Raw genomic sequence first — 22,770 nt, forward strand, 5'->3', positions numbered from 1 at the left:
CGTTCGGCTAGAACAGCGCCTTCAGCTCCGGCAGCTTGTCGTTGACCAGCCAGCCATAGTAATTTTCCTCGGGCAGTTTTTCCGGCTCGCCCGCAGCGCGGCGCTTGTCGTTCTCGGCCTTGAGCGCATAGGCGCGCTGTTCGGGGTTGCCGACATTGTAGAGCGTCGACGTGATGCCGGGATTGCCTGAGATGTCGAAGCCGGCAATGCTTCTATAGGCGTCGATCGACTTCCTTATCGTCGCCGCGACATAAGGCAGTGTCAGGTCAGGGTCCATGATCGTCTTGTAGACCGCATTGGGGTCACCGACGTCGAGTTCCGGCAGGCCGGAAACCTTGTGCACGAGATCGCTCATCTGCAGTGCCGTCAGCGGATTGAGCTGGCCAAGGCCAAAAGTCTGGCCGGCATAATAAGGCTGGAAGAAAGTGGCGCCGAAGCGGTCGTTGGGAAAGCTCTCGCCGTTGACGGTTTTGCCGCGGAACGACCGGTTCCACACCTGTTCGCGGCACTCCCACAGATCGTAGCTGTCGGACTTCCCTGCGCATTTCGCAAATTGCGGCCGTTGCACGAAATCGGTGATGTCCTCGCCATCATAGGCAAAGGAGAGCTTACTCGACAGATACGAGATCGCCTTGACGTAATAGGTCTGCAGCCGGTCATAGGCATCGACATTATAGGTATGCTCGCCGACGATGGCTCCAACGATATGCATTGGGTCGATGTCATAGGCCGCGGCTGCCTGCTTGATCTTACCGCGCAGCTCGGCATCGTTCTGGAGCAGCGCAAAGACTTTGCGGTATTTCGCCTGGAAGGTGGTGTTGGTCGCCTGGGTGCGCCGGCTCGAAGCGCCCGGTATGTCGGGCTGCTCGGTGTTGCGGTTGCCCGGCGGCACCATCGTTGCCGCTTGCGCGGCGAACATGGCTGCCGCCAGCGTCAGCCCCAAAATGACGAGGATCAGTTTTTTCATGCGCCGCCGCCCAAATAGTCGCCGGCAAACTAGGTAATGCTCCACCGGGAGTCGAGAGACGCCTGCACCCGACGGGACGAAAGCTTGCCGGATGCTTCCATTTGGCCACACATCGGGAATGCTGGGCCAAATTGGGGAGGCCGGGAGCAATTCCCCGACCCTCTTCGAGAATGAAGCGTCTCCTACAGGATGAAACGCGACAAGTCCGTGTTTCTGGAGAGGTCGCCGACATGCTTCTCGACATAGGCGGCATCGATGGTCACCGAGGTGCCGTTGCGGTCCGGCGCGTCATAGGAGATATCGTCCAGCACCCGTTCCATCACCGTCTGCAGCCGCCTGGCGCCAATATTCTCGACGCTGGCGTTGAGGTCCACGGCGATGCCGGCCAACGAATCGATGGCGTCGTCGGTGAAGACCAGATCGACGCCTTCGGTCTTCATCAGCGCGATATACTGCTTGATCAGGCTGGCTTCGGTCTCGGTGAGGATGCGGACGAAATCGCCCTTCTCCAGCGCCCGCAGCTCGACGCGGATCGGCAGGCGGCCCTGCAATTCCGGCAGCAGATCGGAGGGCTTAGCGACGTGGAACGCACCCGAGGCGATGAACAGGATGTGGTCGGTCTTCACCGGTCCGTATTTGGTCGCAACCGTGGTGCCTTCGACCAGCGGCAGCAGGTCGCGCTGCACACCTTCACGCGAAACACCGGCACCGATGCCGCCTTCGCGCGAGGCGATCTTGTCGATCTCGTCAAGGAAGACAATGCCGTCATTCTCGGTCGATTCGAGTGCCCTGCGCACCACTTCGTCCTGATCGAGCAGCTTGTCGGACTCGTCGCTGATCAACAGCCCGTAGGACTCCTTGACGGTCGTCTTGCGCAACTTGGTCTTCTTGCCGCCCATCGCTTTCGACAGCATATCGTTGATGTTGAGCACGCCGATATTGGCGCCCGGCATGCCGGGGATCTCGAAGCCGGGCATGCCGCCATTGCCGGTATCGGCCACTTCGATCTCAATCTCCTTGTCGTCGAGCTCGCCGTCGCGCAGCTTCTTGCGGAAACTGTCACGGGTGGCCGGGCTCGCCGTCTTGCCGACGAGCGCTTCGAGCACCCGTTCCTCGGCGTTGATGTGGGCACGCGCCTTGACGTCCTCGCGCATCTTCTCGCGAACCAGCCCGATGGCGATCTCGACCAGGTCGCGGATGATCTGCTCGACATCGCGGCCGACATAACCGACCTCGGTGAACTTGGTGGCTTCGACCTTGACGAAAGGCGCACCGGCAAGGCGTGCCAGGCGGCGCGAAATCTCGGTCTTGCCGACGCCGGTCGGGCCGATCATCAGGATATTCTTCGGCATCACCTCTTCGCGCATCTGGCCCTCGAGCTGCTGGCGGCGCCAGCGGTTGCGCAAGGCAATCGCCACGGCACGCTTGGCGTCTTTCTGGCCGATGATGAAGCGGTCGAGTTCCGAAACGATTTCGCGAGGAGAGAAGGTGCTCATGTCACTAAATTCCACTTTGCCACTGCCGAATGGACTCGAACGGATGCAGCAGCATGATCACGTTGAGTGTCAGATTGTCCCGGATGAGATAGCCGACACCGAATTCGAAGATGAGGGCGAGGGTTACGACCACCCATATAGGAAGCCTTCGCGCCATGACAAACCCCAGCACCATGGCCAGTGTGTCCGACACCGAATTGATGATGCTGTCGCCATAATAGTCGAGCGAGATCGTGCCAGCGCGATAGCGATCGATGATGAAAGGGCTGTTCTCGAGCAGCTCCCAGCCGCCCTCTATAACCACCGCAAAGGCCAGCCTGAGCCCGATCGGCGAGCGCGGGAAAAGGAACCACGCCAGCGCATAGAACAGGAAACCGTGAATGATGTGCGAGAAGCTGTACCAGTCGGAAATATGCTGGGAATTCTCCGAGCTTTGCACGATGCCGTGCCACAGCTTGACATAGCCGCAGGTACAGATCGGCGTCCGCCCCATGCCGTAAAGGACCCCGGCCTGGAAGATGACCAGGCCGAGAACCAGCAGAAGCCCCATTCGCCAACTGTCGTAGTAGGCCGAGACGGTTTTGTCGCTGGATACGCTCATGCTGCTATTGCCCCTCTTCTGCGTCACCCTGTCCGGCATCACCCCTCTGGGGCATCAATCGCCATCAGCACGGCATCGCCATATTCCGACTTCCTGCGATCGATAGCCGTGAAACCGGCCTTTTCATAGGCACGGATAGCCCGTGCATTGGCGGGGTCCGGGTCGATGATGACGCGCGGCGTACCTTCCTCGAAAAGCTGCTCGACGAACTGCCGGACGATCGCCGAGCCGTGGCCGACCCCGACAAGCTCCGGCACGCCGATCGACAGATCGATGCCGAGCGTGCCGAACGGCTGGTCGCTATAGGGATGGCCGTCCTCCAGATGCGGATCGTAGCTCTGCAAATAGCCGATGGGCTTTCCGTCGAGCTCGATAATCAGCGGCTCGACCGAAATGCTGTCGATATGCTCGCGGATCTCCGCAATCTCGGTCTCTGGGTCGTTCCACCATTCGGCGACATGCGGCTCGGCAAGCCAGCCGGCGATCATCGGCAGGTCCCTCTGGGTCACCGGCCGAAAACCATAGCGGAGGCTCCGCTCAGGCGGCATCGAGGGTTTCGACGACGAAGTTGTTGTTGGTGTAGACGCAAATGTCTGACGCGATCTGCATCGCCTTGCGGGCGATCTCCTCTGCGCCCTTGTCGCTGTCCACCAGCGCGCGTGCCGCTGCCAGCGCGTAATTGCCGCCCGAGCCGATGGCCATGACGCCAAATTCGGGCTCCAGCACGTCGCCGGTGCCGGTCAGCGCCAGCGACACCGACTTGTCGGCCACCAGCATCATCGCTTCCAGCCGCCGCAAATAGCGGTCGGTGCGCCAGTCCTTGGCAAGCTCGACGCAGGCGCGTGTCAGCTGGTCGGGATATTGTTCGAGCTTGGCTTCAAGCCGCTCGAGCAGAGTGAAGGCATCGGCGGTGGCGCCGGCGAAACCGGCGATGACGTTGCCGCCCTTGCCGATGCGGCGCACCTTCTTGGCGTTGCCTTTCATGATGGTCTGGCCGAGGCTGACCTGGCCGTCGCCGGCGATCACCACCTTGCCGCCCTTGCGCACGGTCAGGATGGTCGTGGCATGCATGGTCAGTTCATTCGACATTTTCTGCTCCGATAAGCACCGATCCCATCGAGGCGATCGGCGCGTTACGAGTGACTTGATCGGCCATATGTATGCATAGGCCGGACGATTGCAAACCGGCCATCCACCGGGTCGGATCGGGCTCCGCAGCGGTAACTGGCAATCGCCGGACCATGCTGCTAGAAGGCTTTCGTTTTCAGGCATGTGAACGCCTGAATCGTGCAAAATCTGAGACAAGGATGAGGTCATGGCGCCCCGTTCCGCCGAGATAAGCCGCAAGACCAGGGAAACCGACATCGCCGTGTCGGTTCAGGTCGACGGCTCGGGCAAATCCGACATTTCGACGGGCGTCGGCTTCTTCGACCATATGCTGGACCAGTTGTCGCGCCATTCGCTGATCGACATGACCGTGAGGGCCAAGGGCGACCTGCACATAGACGACCACCACACGGTCGAGGATACGGGCATTGCGCTCGGCCAGGCGCTGGCCAAGGCATTGGGCGAGCGGCGCGGCATCATGCGCTACGCCTCGATCGATCTCGCCATGGACGAGACACTGACGCGGGCGGCAATCGATGTCTCCGGGCGGCCTTTTCTGGTCTGGAATGTTTCATTCTCGTCGCCGAAGATCGGTACGTTCGACACCGAGCTGGTGCGCGAATTCTTCCACGCGCTGGCGCAGAATGCCGGCATCACGCTGCATGTCACCAATCATTACGGCGCCAACAACCACCACGTCGCCGAGACCTGCTTCAAGGCCGTGGCGCGTGCGCTGCGTTCGGCGCTTGAGCGCGACCCGCGCCAGCCGGACGCGGTTCCCTCCACCAAGGGATCCCTGAAAGGATAGCGTCATGGCCATCTATGTCGTGATGGAGCCGCCAGGCCGCAGCGAAAGCGTGGACACTACCTTTATCCGTGACGGCTTTGCCTGGCTCGGCTTCTTGGTGCCGCCGCTGTGGCTGGCCTGGCACCGGCTGTGGGTCGAGGCGGCATTGGCGTTTGTCGCCATGGGCCTGCTCTCGATGCTGGGCGAAAGGCTGGACCTGGAAACAGCCGGCTCGCTTTTATCCCTGCTTGTCATGCTCTTTGTCGGACTGGAAGGGCAGGGCTTGCGGATCGCAGGCCTGCGCCGTCGCGGCTGGCATGAATGGGGCGTGGTCGAGGCCGACAGGCTCGACGACGCAGACGTCCGCTATGCATTGGAAGCCGATGCTCAGTCGGATGAACAACCGACGGTGCAACGCATCGTCCCAGACGCAGCACATGCCCGGTCGGCGCAGATGGGCCTGGCGCTGGGGCTGAACCATATTCCGGGAAAGCCCTGAGATGAGGGTGGCGATCATCGATTATGGGTCGGGCAATCTGCGCTCGGCCACCAAGGCCTTCGAGCGTGCCGCGCATGAAGCCGGCATTGCCGCCGCGATCGAACTCACCGCCGATGCCGAGCGGGTCAGGACCGCCGACCGCATCGTCCTGCCCGGCGTCGGTGCCTATGCCGATTGCGCCGCTGGACTGCGTGCGGTCGCCGGCATGTGGGAAGCGGTCGAGGAGGTGGCGATCGCCAAGGCTCGGCCGTTCCTCGGCATCTGCGTCGGCATGCAGCTGATGTCGGAGCGAGGCCTGGAAAAGATCGTCACAAAGGGCTTTGGCTGGGTCGCCGGCGACGTCAAGGAGATCACGCCGGCCGATCCGACACTGAAGATCCCGCAGATCGGCTGGAACACGATTGATCTGAAGCGCAAGCATCCGCTGTTTTCCGGCATTGCGACGGGTGGCAAGGGACTGCACGCCTATTTCGTCCACTCCTACCATCTCGATGCACGGAAGGAGGATGAGGTGCTGGCGGTTGCCGACTATGGCGGCCCGGTAACGGCCGCTGTCGCCCGCGACAACCTAGCCGGAACGCAATTCCACCCCGAGAAGAGCCAGGCGCTGGGCCTGGCGCTGATCACCAATTTCCTAGGCTGGAGGCCCTGAACCATGAGCAAGAAGGGCTATTGGATGGCAATGGTCGATGTCCACGATCCCGAGATCTACAAGCAGTACATCGAGGCCAATGCCGCGGCTTTCGCGAAATACGGCGCGAAGTTCCCGGTGCGCGCCGGGCGGTACACCAGCCCGGAAGGACCGGCAGGCAATCGCCACGTGCTGGTGGAATTCGAATCCTATGAAAAGGCGCTGGAATGCTACGGCTCGCCTGAATACCAGGAGGCCTTGAAGTACAGGCTCGCCGGCTCGACCGGCCACTTTGTCATCGTCGAAGGCGCCTGAAGGTGTTTCTGTTTCCGGCGATAGACCTCAAGGACGGCAAATGCGTGCGCCTCAGGCATGGCGACATGGCGACCGCCACCATCTACAATGACGATCCCGCCGCTCAGGCGCGCGCCTTCGAAGAGCAGGGCTTCGAATGGTTGCACGTCGTCGACCTCAACGGCGCCTTCAAGGGCCAGAGCGTCAACAGCGCCGCGGTCGGCGCCATCCTGAAGGCGACGAGCAATCCGGTGCAGCTCGGCGGCGGCATCCGCACCCTGGCGCAGATCGAGGACTGGCTCGACCGTGGGCTGGCCCGCGTCATTCTTGGCACCGTGGCGGTGCGCGATCCGGATCTGGTCAGGCAGGCCTGCAAGGCATTCCCGGGCAAGATCGCCGTCGGCATCGACGCCAAGGGCGGCAAGGTCGCGGTCGAAGGCTGGGCTGAAGCCTCGAGCCTCGGCGTCATTGAACTGGCGAGGAAATTCGAGGGTGCCGGCGTCGCCGCCATCATCTACACCGATATCGACCGCGACGGTGTGCTGACCGGCATCAACTGGGACGCCACCATCGATCTCGCCGACGCGGTGTCGATCCCGGTTATCGCCTCGGGCGGGCTCGCCTCGATCGCCGACATCGTGCGCATGACCATGCCCGATGCCCGCAAGCTCGAAGGCGCGATCTCCGGACGCGCCCTCTACGACGGCCGCATCGACCCGGCCGAGGCATTGGCGATCCTGCGTGGCAAACCGATGGCAGGGGTGTGAAACGTGAAGGTCTCGATTATCGTTGCTCCCTACGACAGCGGGCACTATCACGAAGGGTGCGGCCAGGGGCCGGACGCCATCATCGGCGGTGGGCTGGTCGAAGCCCTGACCGTGGCTGGCCATGACGTCGCCGTCGAAGATATCGGCAAGGTCGGAGACGAGCAGGGGCGCGAAATTGCAACCGGCTTCGCCGTCTGCAACGCCGTCGCGACCAAGGTTAACCTCGCCCGCGATGGAGGACGCTTCCCCATTATCCTTGCTGGAAATTGCCTGACCGCCGCCGGTGCGGTCGCCGGTGAAGTTGCGGATTCGATCATCTGGATCGACCAGCATGGCGATCTCAACACGCCGGAGACGTCCTCCTACGGCTTTCTCGACGGCATGGCGCTGGCGGCGACGCTCGGGCTCTGCTGGCATCCGATGGCGGCAGCAATTCCGGGGTTCCGGCCGATAGACCCTGCGCGCTGCATGCTGGTTGATGCCCGCGACCTCGATCCCGACGAAAAGCGACTGCTGGAAACTTTGCCGATCGTGCGCACCGAATGTGCCGGTGCACTCGATATGATCGGAAAGCTCACGGCGACAGGGACTGTGCGGGCGCATCTGCATCTCGACCTGGATGTCCTCGATCCGGATGTGTTGCAGGTGAACCGCTACGCGCACCCGGGCGGCCCGAGTCCGGAACAGCTACGGCAGCTTGCCTGCGGACTGGCCAGGTCAATCCCAATCGTCGGCGTGACGCTCTCGGCCTACGACCCGGCCTTTGATTCCCAGTCCGAAGTTCCGCCCGTCGTCGGCCAGCTGCTTGTCGACTTTCGTGCGGCGATCGAGAGGATCTGATGCTGAAAGCCCGCGTCATCCCCTGTCTCGACGTCAAGAACGGCCGTGTCGTCAAGGGCGTCAATTTCGTCGACCTGGTCGATGCCGGCGATCCCGTCGAAGCGGCAAAAGCCTATGACGCGGCCGGCGCCGACGAGCTCTGCTTTCTCGACATCACCGCCTCGTCGGAAAACCGCGAGACCATTTTCGATGTCATCGCCCGCACCGCCGAACAATGTTTCATGCCGCTGACCGTTGGCGGTGGCGTCCGTCAGGTCGCCGACATCAGGAAGCTGCTACTGGCCGGCGCCGACAAGGTGTCGATCAACACGGCGGCGGTGAAGACCCCAAATTTTGTCGCCGAGGCTGCCGACAAATTCGGCAACCAGTGCATCGTCGTCGCCATCGATGCCAAGAAAGTGTCCGCTGCGAGCGAGGCTGATCGCTGGGAGATATTCACCCATGGCGGCCGCGAGAAGACCGGCATCGACGCCGTCGAGTTCGCTCGGCGAGTGGTCGATCTCGGCGCCGGCGAGATCCTGCTAACATCGATGGACCGCGACGGCACCAAGGCCGGCTACGACATAGCCCTTACCCGCGCGGTCGCCGATGCCGTACGCGTGCCGGTCATCGCTTCCGGTGGCGTCGGCACGCTCGACCACCTTGTCGAAGGCATTCGCGACGGCCATGCCGGCGCGGTGCTGGCGGCGTCGATCTTCCATTTCGGCACCTACAGCATCGCCGAAGCCAAGCTGCACATGGCTCAGGCCGGACTGCCGATGCGGCTGGACTCGCCGGGTAATCGGTCCTAGAGCCTTTCCGGCTAAGAAGAGGCTGTAAACGCCGTCATGACCGAGTTCTCGCTCTCCGATCTGGAGAAGATTATTGGCGAACGCGCACGTTCCGGCGATCCGGATTCGTGGACGGCCAAGCTCTTTCAGCGTGGCATGAGCAAGGCAGCGCAGAAACTCGGCGAAGAGGCAGTCGAAACGGTGATCGCAGCCGTCAGCGCCGATAGGGCCGCGCTTGTTTCGGAAAGCGCCGATCTCATTTATCATTGGCTTGTCGTTCTCGGCATAGCGGACATTCCGCTGAGCGATGTGCTCAACGAGCTTGAACGCCGCACCGGTCGTTCGGGCATCGCCGAAAAGGCGTCTCGGCTGGACCGGGGCTGATCGCTGCGGAGGAACTCGATGGACCAGCTCGCTCCTACCGAGAAGTATTCACCCTATCGTTTCTTCTCGGCCGAGCAATGGTCGCGGTTCCGCGCCGATACGCCGATGACGCTCACCGAGGACGAGGTCCGTCGTCTGCGGTCGCTGAACGATCCGGTCGATCTCCACGAGGTCGAGCGCATCTATCTTTCGATGTCACGGCTGTTGTCGGCTCATGTCGAAGCCAGTCAACTCCTGTTCAGGCAACGCCAGGCCTTCTTCAACGCGCTGGACGCGGCCAAGACACCGTTCATCATCGGCATTGCAGGTTCCGTGGCGGTCGGCAAATCGACCACGGCGCGCGTGCTAAAGGAGCTGCTGGCGCGCTGGCCGTCGAGTCCCAAGGTCGACCTGGTCACCACCGACGGTTTCCTGCTGCCGAACGAAATCCTGCGCCGCAACAATTTGATGGAGCGCAAGGGCTTTCCGGACAGCTACGACGTCGGCGCGCTGCTGCGCTTCCTGTCTGGCATCAAATCGGCGCAGCGCAACGTCCGCGCGCCGGTCTATTCGCACCTGACCTATGACGTCATTCCGGGCGAGTTCCAGACCATCGACCGGCCCGACATCCTGATCTTCGAAGGCATTAATGTCCTGCAGCCGGGCAAGCTGCCCAAGGACGGCAAGATCGTGCCTTTCCTGTCGGATTTCTTCGACTTCGCCATCTATATCGATGCCGAGGAGGCGCTGATCCATCACTGGTATATCGCCCGCTTCATGCGGCTGCGCGAAACCGCCTTCCGCGACCCGGCCTCCTTCTTCCACCGCTATTCGCAACTTTCCGAGGATGCGGCCCGCGCCATCGCCGAGGGCCTGTGGACCAACATCAACCTGAAGAATCTGCGCGAGAATATATTGCCGACCCGCGCCCGTGCCGATCTCATCCTGCGCAAGGGCGCCAACCATCTGGTCGAGGAAGTGGCGCTCAGGAAACTGTGAAATCCCGGGACATTCCTTAAAGTCATCTTAACCCAGTCTTTCTATTGTCGGGCCTGATCTGCGGGCTCGGCAAACAAATGAATGCGCCATTCCTAAACATCGATCGGCCGGCAGCTGACCGCATCGCACGTCCGGGCAGCGGCGGCGCAACGATTGCCCTGATCGTGCCTGTCCACAATGAGGAAGGCGCAATTGCTCCATTCCTGAAGGCGGTATGCGAAAGCACCGCGCCGCTGAAGGACAAAGGCGTTGCCCTCGAGTTCATCTTCGTCAACGACGGCAGCAGCGATACGACGCTCGAAAAGCTGATCGAAGCCCAACAAACCGATCCACGCATCCACGTAATCGACCTTTCACGCAATTTCGGCAAGGAAGCCGCGATGACCGCGGGGCTCGACAGCTGCGATGCCGATGCAGCGATTCCGATGGATGTCGATATGCAGGATCCGCCGCATGTCATTCCGCTGCTTGTGGAAAAGTGGCGCGAGGGTTTTGAGGTTGTTCTGGCCAAGCGAGCCAATCGGTCGAGCGACAGCTTTCTCAAGCAGCGCTCCGCCTCGATGTTCTACCGCGTTCACAACTGGATCGCGCAGCAGAAGATCCCGCACGATGTCGGCGACTTCCGTTTGATCGACCGCCAGGTCATCCAGGCGCTGCGGTCTTTGCCCGAACGCCGTCGTTTCATGAAGGGCCTGTTCGCCTGGGTCGGGTTCCGCACCGCAAGCGTCGAATATGTCCGCGATCAGCGCATCGCCGGCCAGTCGAAATTCTCCGGCTGGAAGCTGTGGAACTTCGCGCTCGAAGGCATCACCAGCTTCTCCACCGCTCCGCTTGAAATCTGGACCTATGTCGGCGCGACGATTTCCGCGCTGTCGTTCCTCTACGGCCTGCTGATCGTCGCCAAGACAATGATCTTTGGCGTTGATGTGCCCGGCTACGCCTCCCTGCTGGTCAGTGTTCTTTTCCTTGGCGGCATCCAGTTACTCGGCATCGGCATCATCGGACAATACCTCGGCAGGGTCTACGCCGAGATCAAGCAGCGTCCGATCTACATCGTGCGCCGCAAATATGAGGGAATGAGCTGATGGAGATCGACGCCTACCGACAGATGGCCGCCACCGAAGACGAGCATTGGTGGTTCTGCGGGCGTCGCGCCATCGCCGAGGCGGTCATTCGCAGCATCGGCCTGCCTGAAAACGCGCGCATCGTCGAGATCGGCGCCGGCACCGGCGGCAACATCCGGATGCTGGAGCAGTTCGGCGCAGTGACGGCAGTCGAGATGAGCGATCTCGCGCGCAGGATTGCCTGGGAAAAGACCGGCCGCGACTTCCTCGCCGGACATCTGCCGGACAACATTCCTGTCGCGCCGCAAAGCTGCGACCTCGTCTGCCTGTTCGACGTGCTGGAGCATGTCGCCGAAGACGAGGCGTCGCTTGCCGCGATCCGCCAAGTGCTGAAACCGGGCGGCAGCGTGGTCCTCACTGTGCCCGCACACCAATGGTTGTGGAGCACGCATGATGTGGGGCTGCATCATATGCGGCGCTATTCACGCAATCTGCTGCGTGAACGAATCGAAAGGGCTGGTTTCGCGATCGACCGGCTGAGCTACACAAATGCCGCGCTCTTCCCGGTAGCGGCGCTGGCAAGACTGGTGGACAGGTTGCGCAAGTCGGCCTTGCCAGCCGGCCATGCCACGCCGCCAAAACCACTGAATGCGGCGATGAAGGCAGTGTTTTCGGCGGAAGGCCGCATCATACCAAATGCAAGCTTGCCCTTCGGGGTTTCGCTGCTGGCGGTATTCCGCAAGGACAGCGCCGTCGAAACCGCTCGCCTCGACGAGAAATTGGCAGCTTGACCGCGTCATGGGCACCGGCTCGTATCGTCGACTATCGCGCTTTGCGCTGATTGGCATCGCGTCGACGCTGATCTACGCAGTTTGCGCTTTTCTGCTGTCGCGTGGACAGGCAACGGCGGCCCTGCCGGCGGCGCTCACATCGTTTGCGGCCTACGCCGTCGCCGCGCTGTTCTCCTACACCGGGCATAAATATTTCACGTTCACCTCGGGCGGCAGCCACGCTATGGAATTGCCCCGCTTCCTCCTGCTCACCGCTTCCGGCCTCGCCGTCGCGATCGCCCTGCCGGGGCTTTTGACCCAGATGCTCGGCGTCCCTGCCGCAATCCCGATCCTGCTCACCTGCATTGCCGTGCCGGTCATCAACTATGTCGTCCTCGGGCGGTGGGTGTTTCGTGGTCTCTAGCGCGCGATCCCTCAGTGAACTGCTGCCCGGCGCCAACCGCTTCTCGCCCTTTGTGGGCGTAGCGGGTGCTCCGTTGCTGCTGGCCAGTCTGGTCGTCACATACGCCGTCTGGCTATCGACCGTTGCAATTCCGACCAATGTTGACGTGTCGTGGCTTCTGGTCGTCTGCGACCGCCTGCTTGGCGGAGAGCGGCTCAACACCGACATCGTGGAGACCAACCCCCCTTTCTCGATCTGGCTCTACATGCCGTTCATGCTCCTGGAAAAGCTCACTGGCATGCGTGCGGAATTCTGGCTGACGCTTGGCGTCGTTTGCCTGAGCCTGGCCAGTCTTTTCGTTTCCGTCCGCATTCTCGCGCGCGATGAACCGGTCTACCGGCAGCCCCATGCGCTGTGGGCGGCAGCGGCGGCCCTGTTTTTGATCCTGTGTTTCATGCCGGATCAATTCGGCCAACGCGAGCACTTCGCATTGATTGCCATTCTGCCTTGGGTGGCGTTGCAATGCACACGTCAGCGGAACCTGGATTTCAGCGCGGGCTCGCGCCTGGAGCACATGGTCGCGGGCTTCGGCGCGGCGGTCGTGGTCATGGTCAAGCCGCCCTATTTTGTGCTGGCCTTCATGTTGCCGTCGCTCTGTCTTGCGCTTGAAAGGCGGTCGCTGAAACCGCTCTTCGTCGCAGAGAACCTGGTGGGCGCTGCGATCGTGGCCGCCTATATCGCGTCCATCGCGCTCTTCGACCGCGCTTACGTCAGCGACGTCCTGCCCTTGGTCAGGGAGGTCTATCTTCCGTTGAGGGCCTCTGCCGCCGATATGCTGGCAAACTGGCCGAAAGTGGTGCTGCTTCTGGCCGCCGCCACCGTGCTTGCGGCCGGCGGCCTGAGAAAGACGAACTGGGACGTCAGGATTCCGCTCCTGACCGCCCTGGGGTTCATTCCGGCCTTCATCGTCATGGGCAAGGGTTGGCCCAATCACGCGCTGCCGATGGTCGTTGTTGCGACACTTGCATTTGGCATCCAGCTTGTGCGGTTCGGCACATTCGGCAGTGCAGGCTTCGTTCGCAAGGCCGCCCTGATCTTCGGCTGCGTGCTGGTGCTGCAAATAGCGGTCAGGGCACAGTACGCGGCGCTGACGACGGATAACGGCCCGATCGCCCGGTCTGTCGCCGCGATCCGCGCAACGGTCGAAACCCCGACCATCATGTCTATTGCCGACCAGATGCAGGTTGCCCATCCCCTCGCCAGGCTGGTCGGCGGCAGGTTCATATCACGCCATCCGAGCGCCTGGGCGGTCTCCAACGCGGACACGCTCGCCCGCGTCACCGGCGATCTCGAACGGAGACCGGAACTTGAAAGCATCCGCGATCGGGTGATCGGCGAAAACGCCGCCGAGATATCAGCGAAGAAGCCCGATATCGTGCTGTCAGGCTCGCCCGCGTGGACTGCCCTGATGCTGCAGGACAAGCGGATCCAGGTTGCCTTGGCCGACTATCGTCTGCTGCACGCCGAGCCGGAAATCACTGTCTATCTGCGTTACACGGCGCCTGCGCCGCTCCAAACCGATTGAGCAGGAGCCCCCGGAAACCCATGACACGGCTGGATCCAATCGCTCCGCTGGACGACATATGGCTCGATCTCGAGAGCCTCGGTGCAACAGCATGAGCGTCTCGAACGACATTGGCGGCTTGAGCCGCTGGCGCGACCGGGATATTGCGGCGTCGCTGCTTCCTAGCCGCAATGTCCTGGCCATTGCCGCAGTCACCGTCTTCTCGATCTTCTGGCAGCGACGTTGGGGGACTGTTCCCGACACTAGCTGGCTGATCACGGTCTGCGAGCGTATGCTGTCCGGTGAGCGGCTTTACTCGCAAATCTATGAGACCAATCCCCCATTCAGCGTCTGGCTCTATCTGCCGCCAGTGGCTGCGGCCAGATTGCTGGGCACCGCCCCGGAAATCCTGGTTGAGGCCTGGACATACCTTGCCGTGCTTATCGGACTTTCGCTCTCGGGCGTGATCGTCAAGCGTGCGGGTTTCACCGAAACTGCATCATTGTTTGCACTGGGGCCAGCGTTTTGCGCAATGTTGGTGGTCTTCCCCGGAAATGCCTTCAGCGAGCGGGAGCATATCGGCATGGCACTTTTCATGCCGCTGCTTGCGCTTCATGCCTGGCGCGCGCGCAGAGATGCAGCTGCCCAACCAGACCCCGGGCTCGCCGTACTCGCCGGCCTGTCGGGCAGCATTCTGCTGCTGGTCAAGCCCTACTATGCGATCATGGTGTTGGCGCCGGCACTGGTCGTTGCAGTGCGCCGGCGCAGTCTGAAATCGATCTTCGCCCTGGAACACTGGGTCATTGGCGGCATCTGCGTTGTCTATCTCAGCACGGTCACGCTGATCCATCCGGAATTCATGCGCGACATCTATCCCCTCTTGGCGGACGTTTATGCAAAGATCGGCATCTTTTGGCCGATTGTGATCGGCTACGGTTTCTCGTGGTGTTTCCTTGTCTTCCTGATCTGGTGGCTGTGGCCTGCCAGGCGGTTTCCAGAGCTGGCGGCGGTAGCGTTGGCGGCATCGATCGCTGGCATGTTTCCCCTGTTCTACCAAGCCAAAGGCTGGTCTTATCATGCCTATCCCGCGATCTTTTGCGCTGTGGCAGCCATTTTCTGCCTGCTGGCACTGCCCAGGATCGTGCAGCAGCCGTCGAAGCTGTTGACGTTCGTGACGGCTCCTTCGCGAGCTTGGGCATTGGCGGCGGTGGCAATCGCTTTCTTGCCGTACTGGAGCACCCAGAAACCAGGGCCGGCGCTGGTTGCCGCAATTCGCGCCGCCACCGATCGGCCGACCGTAGCGTTGGTCAGTTCGGATATTTCCTCGGGACATCCGTTGAACCGTATGATCGATGGGCAGTTCGTTTCGACCCACGTCAGCGATTGGCTTGGAGCGTTCGCACTTTCCCTGTCCCGGCACGCAGCCCTCTCGGGTGACACCGCCGAAGCCACGCGTTACCAGGCCATCATGGCGCGCTACGTCGAAAGCAAACGCGAAGAGTTCGCGCGTCTGCGCCCGGATATCGTCGTCTTCAAGAAAAACAACACAATGTGGACAAGCCAACTGATGGGGCGTTTTGGCTTTGACGCCATCCTGGCGCACTACCGCATTCTTATCGAGGACGAGACCGAGCGCATCTATTTGCGCGACGATTATGTCCGCCCGGGCCACCGGCCACCCGAACAGCCTATTTCGGCATCGTCACCCGTCGCAGCGTCAGATTGATGCGGCCGCCACTCCTGAGCAATGCCGAGGTCGACGGGTAGATACGGTCGACGCCGTGAAAGCAGAGCCGCCCTTCGCCGCCAAGCACGACGACGTCGCCGCTCCTCAGCCTGAACGATTTGGTGGCGCCGTCGCGCGTCGTCTGGCCGACCCGGAACAGGCAATCGTCGCCGAGCGACACCGAGACGACAGGCGCGGAGAAATCGCTCTCGTCGCGGTCCTGGTGAAGACCCATCTTGGCATCCTGCGAATAGAAATTGACCAGGCAGGCTTCCGGCGGGTGCGCATAGGCAGATACATCCCGCCACAGTTCGAGCAGCATCTCCGGGATCGGCGGCCAAAGCCTTCCGGTCACCGGGTGGGTCGGCTGGTAGCGATAGCCGTGCTCCTTGTCGGTGACCCAGCCCAGCGGACCGCAATTGGTCATGCGCACGCTCATCTCCTTGCCGGTACGCGGCATCGCCGGCACGAACAGCGGCGCCTTCTGCACGACCTGCCTGATATCTTCCACCAGCACTTCCTGCATGGCGCGCGACAGGTAGCCGGGCATATGGCGGACGCCTTTGGGCAGTACGAGCATCGCGTCGCTTAATCCGTTGGTCTGGAGAAATCAGAATGCCACCGTCAAATGAAAACGGCGACCCGAAAGCCGCCTCCGACGGTGGCTGCGCGCTTTAACCGGCGATCTGAGATCCGAAGCCGCTTCGGCTGTCACTCATCCCCGACCCGGCCGCGCAGTTTCTTGATCGAGCCGCGCCCGGCCTTGCTCTTGAGTCGTCTTTCGACCGCGCCTTTGGACGGCCTGGTCTTCTTGCGCGGCGGTGGTGGTGGTTCGGCGGCCTTGGCGACCAGTGCCGTCAGCCGCGCCCGGGCGTCCGCCCGGTTCTGCTCCTGGGTGCGGAAGCGTCCAGCTTCGATGACGATGACGCCGTCCTTGGTGGCGCGCTGGCCGGCAAGCTTGATGGTCCGTTCGCGCACCCGCTCCGACAGGCCAGCCGCATTGGCGGCATCGAAGCGCAATTGCACTGCCGTCGCCACCTTGTTGACGTTCTGGCCGCCCGGGCCGGACGAACGAATGAAGTCCTCGTGCAGGTCGCCCGGATTAATCACCGCATCGTCGGTAATGATGATCTTGTCGTCGGCGTTCATGCCGCACTCATGGCGCGGCAGGCGAAAAAAGAAAAGGCCCGATCGAAGCCGGGCCTTGAAGCATCACCCGGGGCGACGGCTATTCAGCCGCTACCTGCATGCGTGGTGCGGCGCCGAGCACGGTGGCGTCGACATGGGCTTCGAACTTTTCGAAATTGTCGACGAACATGCCGACCAGCCTTGCCGCCTGCCGGTCGTAGGCGGGCTTGTCGATCCAGGTCGATCTAGGGTCGAGAATGGCGCGGTCGACGCCGGCAACCGTCACCGGTACGTCGAAACCGAAATTGGCGTCGGTGCGGAAGTCGGCCGCTTTCAGCGAGCCGTCGAGCGCCGCCGCAAGCAGCGCCCGCGTTGCTTTGATCGGCATTCGCTTGCCGGTGCCGTAGGCGCCGCCGGTCCAGCCGGTGTTGACCAGCCAGCAATCGACGCCTTGGCGGGCGATGAGCTCGCGCAACAGATTGCCGTATTCCGACGGATGCCGCGGCATGAACGGTGCGCCGAAGCATGTCGAAAATGTCGCTTCGGGTTCCGTAACGCCCTTCTCGGTCCCCGCCACCTTGGCGGTATAGCCGGAGAGGAAATGGTACATGGCCTGCGCCGGGGTCAGCCGCGCGATCGGCGGCATCACACCGAATGCGTCGGCGGTCAGCATGATGATGTTCTTCGGGTGGCTGGCGCGCCCCGTCTTGCTGGCGTTGGGGATGAAGTGGAGCGGGTAGGCGCAGCGTGTGTTTTCGGTCAGCCCGCCGTCGTCGAAATCCGGCACGCGGCCTGCGTCGAGCGCCACATTCTCCAGCACCGTGCCGAAGCGCTGGGTGGTGGCGAAGATCTCCGGCTCGGCTTCGGCCGAAAGCTTGATCGTCTTGGCATAGCAGCCGCCCTCGAAATTGAAGATGCCGTGCGGTCCCCAGCCATGCTCGTCGTCGCCGACCAGCGTGCGCGACGGGTCGGCCGACAACGTCGTCTTGCCGGTCCCGGAAAGGCCGAAGAAAACGGCCGCGTCGCCGACGGGCCCTTCATTGGCCGAGCAGTGCATCGGCATCACACCTTTTGCCGGCAGCAGATAGTTGAGCACGGTGAACACCGACTTCTTCATCTCGCCGGCATACGAGGTACCGCCGATCAACACGATCATGTGCGAAAGATCGACGGCAATCACCGTTTCGCCGCGCGTGCCGTGGCGGGCGGGATCGGCGCGGAACGACGGCAGGTCGATGATCGTCAAATCGGGCATGAAATGCTCGAGTTCGGCGGCGGCCGGTCGGATGAGCAGATTGCGGATGAACAAGGAGTGCCAGGCAAGCTCCGTGATCACCCTGGTCGGCAGCTTCAGCTCCTCGTCGGCGCCGCCGACCAGGTCCTGCACATAAAGGTCCTTTCCAGCCGCGTGGGCGCGAAAATCGCCAAGCAGCGTATCGAACTGGATCGGCGAAATCGCTTTGTTGTTGTCCCACCATACATGCGGCGCGGTGCTTTCGTCGCGCACCACGAATTTGTCCCTGGGCGAGCGGCCGGTGTGCTGCCCGGTCTCGGCGGCAAGCGCGCCATGCGCGGTGAGTCGGGCCTCGCCACGGCGGATTGCCTCCTCGTAGAGCGCGGCCGCGCCGAAATTATAGCGCACCACGCCCGTGGTTCTTAGGCCGATCCGATCGATTGCACATGCAGGATTGCGTTTGCCGGCTTCCGACATGGGTGTCCCTTCTTCGATTTACCGCGTCTTTACCGGCGAATTCCGGAACTCCCATTGCAGGAGCTAAAAACGTCAAAACCAGAAAAGGCGAATGATATCAAATCATTAATCGATTTAAATATTTTGAAAGTTGTTTAAATCGTTTATATGTGCAAAAACACTGATGGTTGCCCAAAGGATTGGCGATGTTCATTCGTCCAATCCATATCGAGGTACAATTGTGGCCGTCGACATGCCGCGCGTGACAGCGGATACAGCCTATGCCACATTTTGTACCTAATTTGTCCTGCAAAAGCCCCTTCTCGACGAAAGAAGGGACAGCTCATGAGGGAGCCGCTTGAAATGGCAACAATCGCGCTTGTCGACGACGATCGCAACATTCTGACTTCGGTTTCGATCGCCCTCGAATCCGAGGGTTATCGGGTCGAAACCTACACGGATGGGGCATCGGCGCTGGAGGGACTGGCGGCGCGCCCGCCGAACCTCGCCATCCTCGACATCAAGATGCCGCGCATGGACGGCATGGAGTTGCTGCGCCGGATGCGTCAGAAATCCGACCTGCCGGTGATCTTCCTGACCTCCAAGGACGATGAGATCGATGAACTGTTCGGCCTCAAGATGGGCGCCGACGACTTCATCCGCAAACCCTTCTCGCAGCGTCTTCTTGTCGAACGCGTCCGCGCCGTGCTGCGACGCGCCAGCACCCGCGAGGCGGCTGCCAAGGCGCCCAACCAGCAGGCCCGGTCGCTTGAGCGCGGCCAGCTTGTCATGGACCAGGAGCGCCACACCTGCACCTGGAAGGGCGAGCCGGTGACGCTGACCGTCACCGAGTTCCTCATCCTGCATTCGCTGGCCCAGCGTCCGGGCGTTGTAAAAAGCCGTGATGCGCTGATGGATTCGGCTTATGATGAGCAGGTTTATGTCGATGACCGCACCATCGACAGTCACATCAAGCGGCTACGCAAAAAGTTCAAGGCCGTCGATGATGACTTCGAAATGATCGAAACCCTTTACGGAGTCGGATATCGGTTCCGCGAAGCTTGAGTCGAGCGGGAGCTGCTATTCGATGGCAGTGCAAGTAGAGCGAGTGAGACGGTCGGGCGCCGCCAGGCGCCCGCCGCGGATTCTGCCCGCCTTCGTGTCGAAAATTACGGTGCCGATGCGCCGGTTTCTCGGCCATCACATCTTTTCCAGCCTGACGCGGCGTATCCTCTTTCTCAACCTTGCCGGCCTTGCCGTCCTGGTCACCGGCATTCTCTATCTCAATACCTTTCGCGACGGGCTGATCGACGCCCGTGTCGAGAGCCTGATGACTCAAGGCGAGATCATCGCCGGCGCGATCGCCGCCTCGGCGACGGTCGAGACCGATTCGATCAGCATCGATCCGGAGAAGCTGCTCGAGTTGCAGGCCGGCGAAAGCCTCGGCCCGGGCTCCGATCAGCTCGATAACCTCGATTTCCCGATCAATCCGGAGCGCGTGGCGCCGGTGCTCAGGCGGTTGATCTCGCCGACGCGGACCCGCGCCCGCATTTACGACCGCGACGCCAACCTGCTGCTCGATTCCCGCCATCTCTATTCGCGCGGCCAGATCCTTCGCTACGACCTGCCGCCGGTCGAAGAGGAACAGCCGGACCTTCTGGAGCGCATCCAGAAATTCGTCTTCGATTTCTTCCGCAACAAGCAGCTGCCCGTCTATCGCGAGCAGCCGGGTGGCAACGGCGCCGCGTTTCCGGAAGTGGTCAAGGCGCTTACCGGCAGCCCGTCGACGATCGTGCGGATCTCGGAGCAAGGCGAGCAGATCGTTTCTGTGGCGGTGCCGATCCAGCGCTTCCGTGCCGTTCTCGGCGTGCTGATGCTGTCGACCGAAGGCGGCGACATCGACAAGATCGTCGCGGCCGAGCGGAAGGCCATCCTGCGCGTGTTCGGCATTGCCGCCCTGGTTACCGCCATCCTGTCGATGCTGCTGGCCTCCACCATCGCCAATCCGCTGCGCCGGCTTTCCGCGGCAGCCGTCAGGGTTCGCCGCGGTGTCAAGAACCGCGAGGAAATCCCCGACTTCTCCGATCGGCAGGACGAGATCGGCAATCTGTCGATCGCCGTGCGCGACATGACCAATGCGCTGTACGCCCGCATCGAGGCGATCGAAAGTTTTGCCGCGGATGTCTCGCACGAGTTGAAGAACCCGCTTACCTCGCTGCGCAGCGCGGTGGAGACATTGCCGCTGGCCAGGAACGACAATTCGCGCAGCCGGCTGATGGATATCATTCAGCACGATGTGAGGCGGCTTGACCGTCTCATCACCGATATTTCCGATGCCTCCCGTCTCGATGCCGAGCTGGCGCGGGAAGATGCGGGAACCGTCGACCTCAAGAAGTTCATCACCGATCTGGTCGCCGTCTCGCGCGAGGCCACGCGCAACAAGAAGGCGGTCGAGATCGAATTCAAGGTCGCCAAACTGCCACAGGGCGTGAAAGGCTACTTCGTCGTCGGTCATGATCTGAGGATCGGCCAGGTGATCACCAACCTGATCGAGAATGCCCGCTCGTTCGTTCCCGAGGAACGTGGCCACATCACCATATCGCTGGCGCGCGCCGGCAAGTTCAACATCGTCACCATCGACGACAATGGACCCGGTATCCGGGCCGATAACATCGATCGCATTTTCGAGCGGTTCTATACCGATCGGCCGGCCGGCGAGGCGTTCGGTCAGAACTCGGGCCTTGGCCTGTCGATATCCAGGCAGATCGTTGAAGCCCATGGCGGCACGCTGAGCGCCGAGAACATCCCGGGCACCAAGCCTGGCGAGATCAAGGGCGCGCGCTTCGTGGTGACGCTGCCGGCGGAAGGCTGACGGATGAATTCCAATCACGCCTGGTCCTATTGTGCAGCCTGAAAATATTCACGGCACCGCGATCCTGATAGGTGATCGCGGCATTCTCATCACCGGACCGTCCGGCTTGGGCAAGACGACGCTGGCGCTCGCCTTGATCGATCATTGCAGCCAGCGTGGGCTGTTTTCCCGGCTGATCGGCGATGACCAGCTCTATGCTGCAGATTGCGACGGGCGGCTGGTCTGCCGCGCACCAGCCAGCATAGCCGGCCTCGTCGAGGTGCCGGGATTCGGCCCCAAACCGATACAGTTCGAGCCAAGCTGTGTGATCGACCTCATTATCCGGCTGGTGCCAGCCGGCAAAATGGCCCGCTTCCAGGAAGACTGCAGCGAACTCGTTGTCGGCGTACCAGTGCCGCGCATCGATCTTGCCGAGCGCAATGTAGCGGCGGCCTTGCCGGCATTGATGTCGCGCCTGTCGATTGCGCCTTTCCTGTGATCCGATTTCGATTTTTTGCTGCAATGCGTCAAATTGGCTTGGGCCGGCGCAATTTTGGGCTTGTCAACGGGCCTTGCGTCGACAAGATAGCGCTCCCGCCACCTGGAACGGTCGGCGAGCATAAAATGCGCCTGTGAAGCGGCGATGACGGGAGCCACCAAAGAATGATCGGACTCGTGCTTGTAACGCACGGTCAACTGGCCGCCGAGTTCCGCAATGCCGTGGAACATGTCGTTGGGCCACAAGACAATTTCGAGACCGTGGCGATCGGTGCCGACGACGATATGGAACAGCGCCGCCGCGACATTATCGAGGCAGTCGGCCGCGTCGATACGGGATCAGGCGTCATCGTTTTGACCGACATGTTCGGCGGCACGCCCTCTAACCTCGCCATTTCCGTGATGGAATCCGGGCGTATCGAGGTCATTGCCGGCATGAACCTGCCGATGCTGATCAAGCTGTCCAGCGTTCGCAAGGGCGACAACATGACGGCCGCGCTGGATGAGGCGCAGGCTGCCGGCCGTAAATACATCAATGTCGCCAGTCAACTCCTGAGCAGCAAATGAGCGCGCTGTTGCCGGAAAAGGACAAGATCGTTCGCGACTTTCCGATCGTCAACCAGCGCGGCCTGCACGCACGCGCCTCGGCCAAGTTCGTTCAAATCGCCAGCGGCTTCAACGCCACGGTCCAGGTCGAGAAGGACGGCGTCAAGGTCGGCGGCACCTCGATCATGGGCCTGATGATGCTGGCGGCGAGCCCCGGTTATTCGATCCGCGTCACCGCCACCGGCCCGGAGGCCGAAGAGGTCATCGATGCGCTGGAGCAACTGGTTGCTTCCCGTTTTGGCGAGGAATGCTGACGTGCTGATCGCTTCTGAAGACATGCACGGATAAAGATTTCTTTATATCCCATTGTCGTCCGACTCCCGATCTGCTAGTCAGGCCGGCACCTCGC

At 61.9% G+C, this 22,770-nt stretch carries 27 protein-coding genes; 19 read left to right on the forward strand and 8 right to left on the reverse strand.

Going from position 1 to position 22,770, the window contains the following annotated elements; all coding sequences use genetic code 11:
- Positions 1 to 7 precede the first annotated feature (7 nt).
- The 5 genes from NKI17_RS06010 to hslV all read right to left on the reverse strand — a co-directional run bounded on the left by NKI17_RS06010 (position 8) and on the right by hslV (position 4,153).
- On the reverse strand, positions 8 to 967 hold the full coding sequence (locus NKI17_RS06010; RefSeq protein ID WP_352568496.1) for a DUF1402 family protein: 960 nt from the start codon (positions 965 to 967) through the stop codon (positions 8 to 10).
- Between the two features lie 182 nt (positions 968 to 1,149).
- Positions 1,150 to 2,463, reverse strand: coding sequence for an ATP-dependent protease ATPase subunit HslU (gene hslU / locus NKI17_RS06015; RefSeq protein ID WP_352454824.1), 1,314 nt, complete (start codon positions 2,461 to 2,463; stop codon positions 1,150 to 1,152).
- A 4-nt stretch (positions 2,464 to 2,467) separates the two neighbouring features.
- Entirely contained in the window at positions 2,468 to 3,064 is a 597-nt protein-coding gene (locus tag NKI17_RS06020) for a DUF2585 domain-containing protein (protein WP_023677528.1), read from the reverse strand.
- Between the two features lie 38 nt (positions 3,065 to 3,102).
- Positions 3,103 to 3,612 (reverse strand): GNAT family N-acetyltransferase, encoded by a 510-nt coding sequence (locus tag NKI17_RS06025; protein WP_352576348.1) that lies wholly within the window; start codon positions 3,610 to 3,612, stop codon positions 3,103 to 3,105.
- Positions 3,602 to 4,153 (reverse strand): ATP-dependent protease subunit HslV, encoded by a 552-nt coding sequence (hslV, locus tag NKI17_RS06030; protein WP_023677530.1) that lies wholly within the window; start codon positions 4,151 to 4,153, stop codon positions 3,602 to 3,604. Before hslV ends, NKI17_RS06025 begins: the two co-directional genes overlap by 11 nt.
- A gap of 226 nt (positions 4,154 to 4,379) precedes the next feature.
- On the opposite strand from hslV, the gene hisB reads away from it, so the two are divergent.
- From hisB to NKI17_RS06100, 14 genes are all read left to right on the forward strand, one after another.
- Positions 4,380 to 4,979, forward strand: a complete 600-nt coding sequence (gene hisB, locus NKI17_RS06035; protein ID WP_352576346.1) for an imidazoleglycerol-phosphate dehydratase HisB — start codon at positions 4,380 to 4,382, stop codon at positions 4,977 to 4,979.
- 4 nt (positions 4,980 to 4,983) lie between these two features.
- Positions 4,984 to 5,457, forward strand: coding sequence for a DUF2628 domain-containing protein (locus tag NKI17_RS06040; protein WP_352576345.1), 474 nt, complete (start codon positions 4,984 to 4,986; stop codon positions 5,455 to 5,457).
- A 1-nt stretch (position 5,458) separates the two neighbouring features.
- Positions 5,459 to 6,109: an imidazole glycerol phosphate synthase subunit HisH gene (hisH, locus tag NKI17_RS06045; RefSeq protein ID WP_352576343.1), complete on the forward strand. Its 651-nt coding sequence runs from the start codon at positions 5,459 to 5,461 to the stop codon at positions 6,107 to 6,109.
- Positions 6,110 to 6,112: 3 nt separating this feature from the next.
- Positions 6,113 to 6,403: a DUF1330 domain-containing protein gene (locus NKI17_RS06050; RefSeq protein ID WP_023677534.1), complete on the forward strand. Its 291-nt coding sequence runs from the start codon at positions 6,113 to 6,115 to the stop codon at positions 6,401 to 6,403.
- 2 nt (positions 6,404 to 6,405) lie between these two features.
- The gene (hisA, locus tag NKI17_RS06055; protein WP_352454816.1) at positions 6,406 to 7,149 is read left to right on the forward strand and encodes a 1-(5-phosphoribosyl)-5-[(5-phosphoribosylamino)methylideneamino]imidazole-4-carboxamide isomerase; all 744 of its coding nucleotides are present in this window, start codon (positions 6,406 to 6,408) and stop codon (positions 7,147 to 7,149) included.
- A 3-nt stretch (positions 7,150 to 7,152) separates the two neighbouring features.
- Positions 7,153 to 7,989 carry an arginase family protein gene (locus NKI17_RS06060; RefSeq protein WP_352905517.1) on the forward strand — a complete coding sequence of 279 codons (837 nt, stop codon included), beginning with the start codon at positions 7,153 to 7,155 and terminating at the stop codon, positions 7,987 to 7,989.
- Positions 7,986 to 8,780 (forward strand): imidazole glycerol phosphate synthase subunit HisF, encoded by a 795-nt coding sequence (gene hisF / locus NKI17_RS06065; RefSeq protein WP_023677537.1) that lies wholly within the window; start codon positions 7,986 to 7,988, stop codon positions 8,778 to 8,780. The genes NKI17_RS06060 and hisF overlap by 4 nt, the downstream gene beginning before the upstream one ends.
- A gap of 36 nt (positions 8,781 to 8,816) precedes the next feature.
- Complete coding sequence (locus NKI17_RS06070) at positions 8,817 to 9,143, forward strand: phosphoribosyl-ATP diphosphatase (protein WP_352576337.1); 327 nt, start codon at positions 8,817 to 8,819, stop codon at positions 9,141 to 9,143.
- Positions 9,144 to 9,161: 18 nt separating this feature from the next.
- Positions 9,162 to 10,121: a type I pantothenate kinase gene (gene coaA, locus NKI17_RS06075; RefSeq protein WP_023677538.1), complete on the forward strand. Its 960-nt coding sequence runs from the start codon at positions 9,162 to 9,164 to the stop codon at positions 10,119 to 10,121.
- 77 nt (positions 10,122 to 10,198) lie between these two features.
- A complete protein-coding gene (locus NKI17_RS06080) occupies positions 10,199 to 11,206 on the forward strand; it encodes a glycosyltransferase family 2 protein (protein WP_352454814.1) in 1,008 nt (335 codons plus the stop codon).
- Positions 11,206 to 11,976 carry a class I SAM-dependent methyltransferase gene (locus tag NKI17_RS06085; protein WP_352576335.1) on the forward strand — a complete coding sequence of 257 codons (771 nt, stop codon included), beginning with the start codon at positions 11,206 to 11,208 and terminating at the stop codon, positions 11,974 to 11,976. The genes NKI17_RS06080 and NKI17_RS06085 overlap by 1 nt, the downstream gene beginning before the upstream one ends.
- A gap of 7 nt (positions 11,977 to 11,983) precedes the next feature.
- The gene (locus NKI17_RS06090) at positions 11,984 to 12,379 is read left to right on the forward strand and encodes a GtrA family protein (protein WP_023677541.1); all 396 of its coding nucleotides are present in this window, start codon (positions 11,984 to 11,986) and stop codon (positions 12,377 to 12,379) included.
- On the forward strand, positions 12,369 to 13,943 hold the full coding sequence (locus NKI17_RS06095) for a hypothetical protein (protein ID WP_352576333.1): 1,575 nt from the start codon (positions 12,369 to 12,371) through the stop codon (positions 13,941 to 13,943). Before NKI17_RS06090 ends, NKI17_RS06095 begins: the two co-directional genes overlap by 11 nt.
- A gap of 91 nt (positions 13,944 to 14,034) precedes the next feature.
- A complete protein-coding gene (locus tag NKI17_RS06100; RefSeq protein ID WP_352576332.1) occupies positions 14,035 to 15,648 on the forward strand; it encodes a hypothetical protein in 1,614 nt (537 codons plus the stop codon).
- On the opposite strand, the gene NKI17_RS06105 is transcribed toward NKI17_RS06100, so the two are convergent.
- From NKI17_RS06105 to NKI17_RS06115, 3 genes are all read right to left on the reverse strand, one after another.
- A complete protein-coding gene (locus NKI17_RS06105; protein ID WP_352905518.1) occupies positions 15,611 to 16,228 on the reverse strand; it encodes an alpha-ketoglutarate-dependent dioxygenase AlkB family protein in 618 nt (205 codons plus the stop codon). The two genes, NKI17_RS06100 and NKI17_RS06105, sit on opposite strands and share 38 nt — an antisense overlap.
- Before the next feature lie 131 nt (positions 16,229 to 16,359).
- Positions 16,360 to 16,797 carry an alternative ribosome rescue aminoacyl-tRNA hydrolase ArfB gene (gene arfB, locus NKI17_RS06110; protein ID WP_023677545.1) on the reverse strand — a complete coding sequence of 146 codons (438 nt, stop codon included), beginning with the start codon at positions 16,795 to 16,797 and terminating at the stop codon, positions 16,360 to 16,362.
- Positions 16,798 to 16,876: 79 nt separating this feature from the next.
- Positions 16,877 to 18,487, reverse strand: a complete 1,611-nt coding sequence (locus tag NKI17_RS06115) for a phosphoenolpyruvate carboxykinase (protein WP_352568486.1) — start codon at positions 18,485 to 18,487, stop codon at positions 16,877 to 16,879.
- Positions 18,488 to 18,829: 342 nt separating this feature from the next.
- Between NKI17_RS06115 and NKI17_RS06120 the strand changes: the two genes are divergently transcribed.
- The 5 genes from NKI17_RS06120 (at position 18,830) to NKI17_RS06140 (ending at position 22,675) form a co-directional block, all read left to right on the forward strand.
- On the forward strand, positions 18,830 to 19,531 hold the full coding sequence (locus NKI17_RS06120; RefSeq protein ID WP_023677547.1) for a response regulator transcription factor: 702 nt from the start codon (positions 18,830 to 18,832) through the stop codon (positions 19,529 to 19,531).
- 22 nt (positions 19,532 to 19,553) lie between these two features.
- Positions 19,554 to 21,338, forward strand: coding sequence for a sensor histidine kinase (locus NKI17_RS06125; protein ID WP_023677548.1), 1,785 nt, complete (start codon positions 19,554 to 19,556; stop codon positions 21,336 to 21,338).
- A gap of 31 nt (positions 21,339 to 21,369) precedes the next feature.
- Positions 21,370 to 21,816, forward strand: coding sequence for an HPr kinase/phosphorylase (locus NKI17_RS06130; protein ID WP_023677549.1), 447 nt, complete (start codon positions 21,370 to 21,372; stop codon positions 21,814 to 21,816).
- 164 nt (positions 21,817 to 21,980) lie between these two features.
- On the forward strand, positions 21,981 to 22,382 hold the full coding sequence (locus NKI17_RS06135; protein WP_023677550.1) for a PTS sugar transporter subunit IIA: 402 nt from the start codon (positions 21,981 to 21,983) through the stop codon (positions 22,380 to 22,382).
- Positions 22,379 to 22,675, forward strand: a complete 297-nt coding sequence (locus NKI17_RS06140) for an HPr family phosphocarrier protein (protein ID WP_023677551.1) — start codon at positions 22,379 to 22,381, stop codon at positions 22,673 to 22,675. The genes NKI17_RS06135 and NKI17_RS06140 overlap by 4 nt, the downstream gene beginning before the upstream one ends.
- Positions 22,676 to 22,770: the final 95 nt, after the last annotated feature.

Origin of the sequence: Mesorhizobium sp. M0816, from assembly GCF_040320005.1 — a bacterium.
Lineage (GTDB): Bacteria > Pseudomonadota > Alphaproteobacteria > Rhizobiales > Rhizobiaceae > Mesorhizobium.

Bases quoted from the DNA above. Each gene is read 5' to 3' on its own strand.
- hisB (WP_352576346.1), top strand. From the start codon at position 4,380: ATGGCGCCCCGTTCCGCCGAGATAAGCCGCAAGACCAGGGAAACCGAC.
- NKI17_RS06125 (WP_023677548.1), top strand. From the start codon at position 19,554: ATGGCAGTGCAAGTAGAGCGAGTGAGACGGTCGGGCGCCGCCAGGCGC.
- NKI17_RS06115 (WP_352568486.1), bottom strand. From the start codon at position 18,487: ATGTCGGAAGCCGGCAAACGCAATCCTGCATGTGCAATCGATCGGATC.
- NKI17_RS06105 (WP_352905518.1), bottom strand. From the start codon at position 16,228: ATGCTCGTACTGCCCAAAGGCGTCCGCCATATGCCCGGCTACCTGTCG.
- hisH (WP_352576343.1), top strand. From the start codon at position 5,459: ATGAGGGTGGCGATCATCGATTATGGGTCGGGCAATCTGCGCTCGGCC.
- NKI17_RS06080 (WP_352454814.1), top strand. From the start codon at position 10,199: ATGAATGCGCCATTCCTAAACATCGATCGGCCGGCAGCTGACCGCATC.
- NKI17_RS06020 (WP_023677528.1), bottom strand. From the start codon at position 3,064: ATGAGCGTATCCAGCGACAAAACCGTCTCGGCCTACTACGACAGTTGG.
- NKI17_RS06050 (WP_023677534.1), top strand. From the start codon at position 6,113: ATGAGCAAGAAGGGCTATTGGATGGCAATGGTCGATGTCCACGATCCC.
- NKI17_RS06085 (WP_352576335.1), top strand. From the start codon at position 11,206: ATGGAGATCGACGCCTACCGACAGATGGCCGCCACCGAAGACGAGCAT.
- hslV (WP_023677530.1), bottom strand. From the start codon at position 4,153: ATGTCGAATGAACTGACCATGCATGCCACGACCATCCTGACCGTGCGC.
- NKI17_RS06025 (WP_352576348.1), bottom strand. From the start codon at position 3,612: ATGCCGCCTGAGCGGAGCCTCCGCTATGGTTTTCGGCCGGTGACCCAG.
- NKI17_RS06135 (WP_023677550.1), top strand. From the start codon at position 21,981: ATGATCGGACTCGTGCTTGTAACGCACGGTCAACTGGCCGCCGAGTTC.
- arfB (WP_023677545.1), bottom strand. From the start codon at position 16,797: ATGAACGCCGACGACAAGATCATCATTACCGACGATGCGGTGATTAAT.
- coaA (WP_023677538.1), top strand. From the start codon at position 9,162: ATGGACCAGCTCGCTCCTACCGAGAAGTATTCACCCTATCGTTTCTTC.
- NKI17_RS06070 (WP_352576337.1), top strand. From the start codon at position 8,817: ATGACCGAGTTCTCGCTCTCCGATCTGGAGAAGATTATTGGCGAACGC.
- NKI17_RS06010 (WP_352568496.1), bottom strand. From the start codon at position 967: ATGAAAAAACTGATCCTCGTCATTTTGGGGCTGACGCTGGCGGCAGCC.
- NKI17_RS06090 (WP_023677541.1), top strand. From the start codon at position 11,984: ATGGGCACCGGCTCGTATCGTCGACTATCGCGCTTTGCGCTGATTGGC.
- NKI17_RS06140 (WP_023677551.1), top strand. From the start codon at position 22,379: ATGAGCGCGCTGTTGCCGGAAAAGGACAAGATCGTTCGCGACTTTCCG.
- NKI17_RS06120 (WP_023677547.1), top strand. From the start codon at position 18,830: ATGGCAACAATCGCGCTTGTCGACGACGATCGCAACATTCTGACTTCG.
- NKI17_RS06100 (WP_352576332.1), top strand. From the start codon at position 14,035: ATGAGCGTCTCGAACGACATTGGCGGCTTGAGCCGCTGGCGCGACCGG.
- hslU (WP_352454824.1), bottom strand. From the start codon at position 2,463: ATGAGCACCTTCTCTCCTCGCGAAATCGTTTCGGAACTCGACCGCTTC.
- NKI17_RS06040 (WP_352576345.1), top strand. From the start codon at position 4,984: ATGGCCATCTATGTCGTGATGGAGCCGCCAGGCCGCAGCGAAAGCGTG.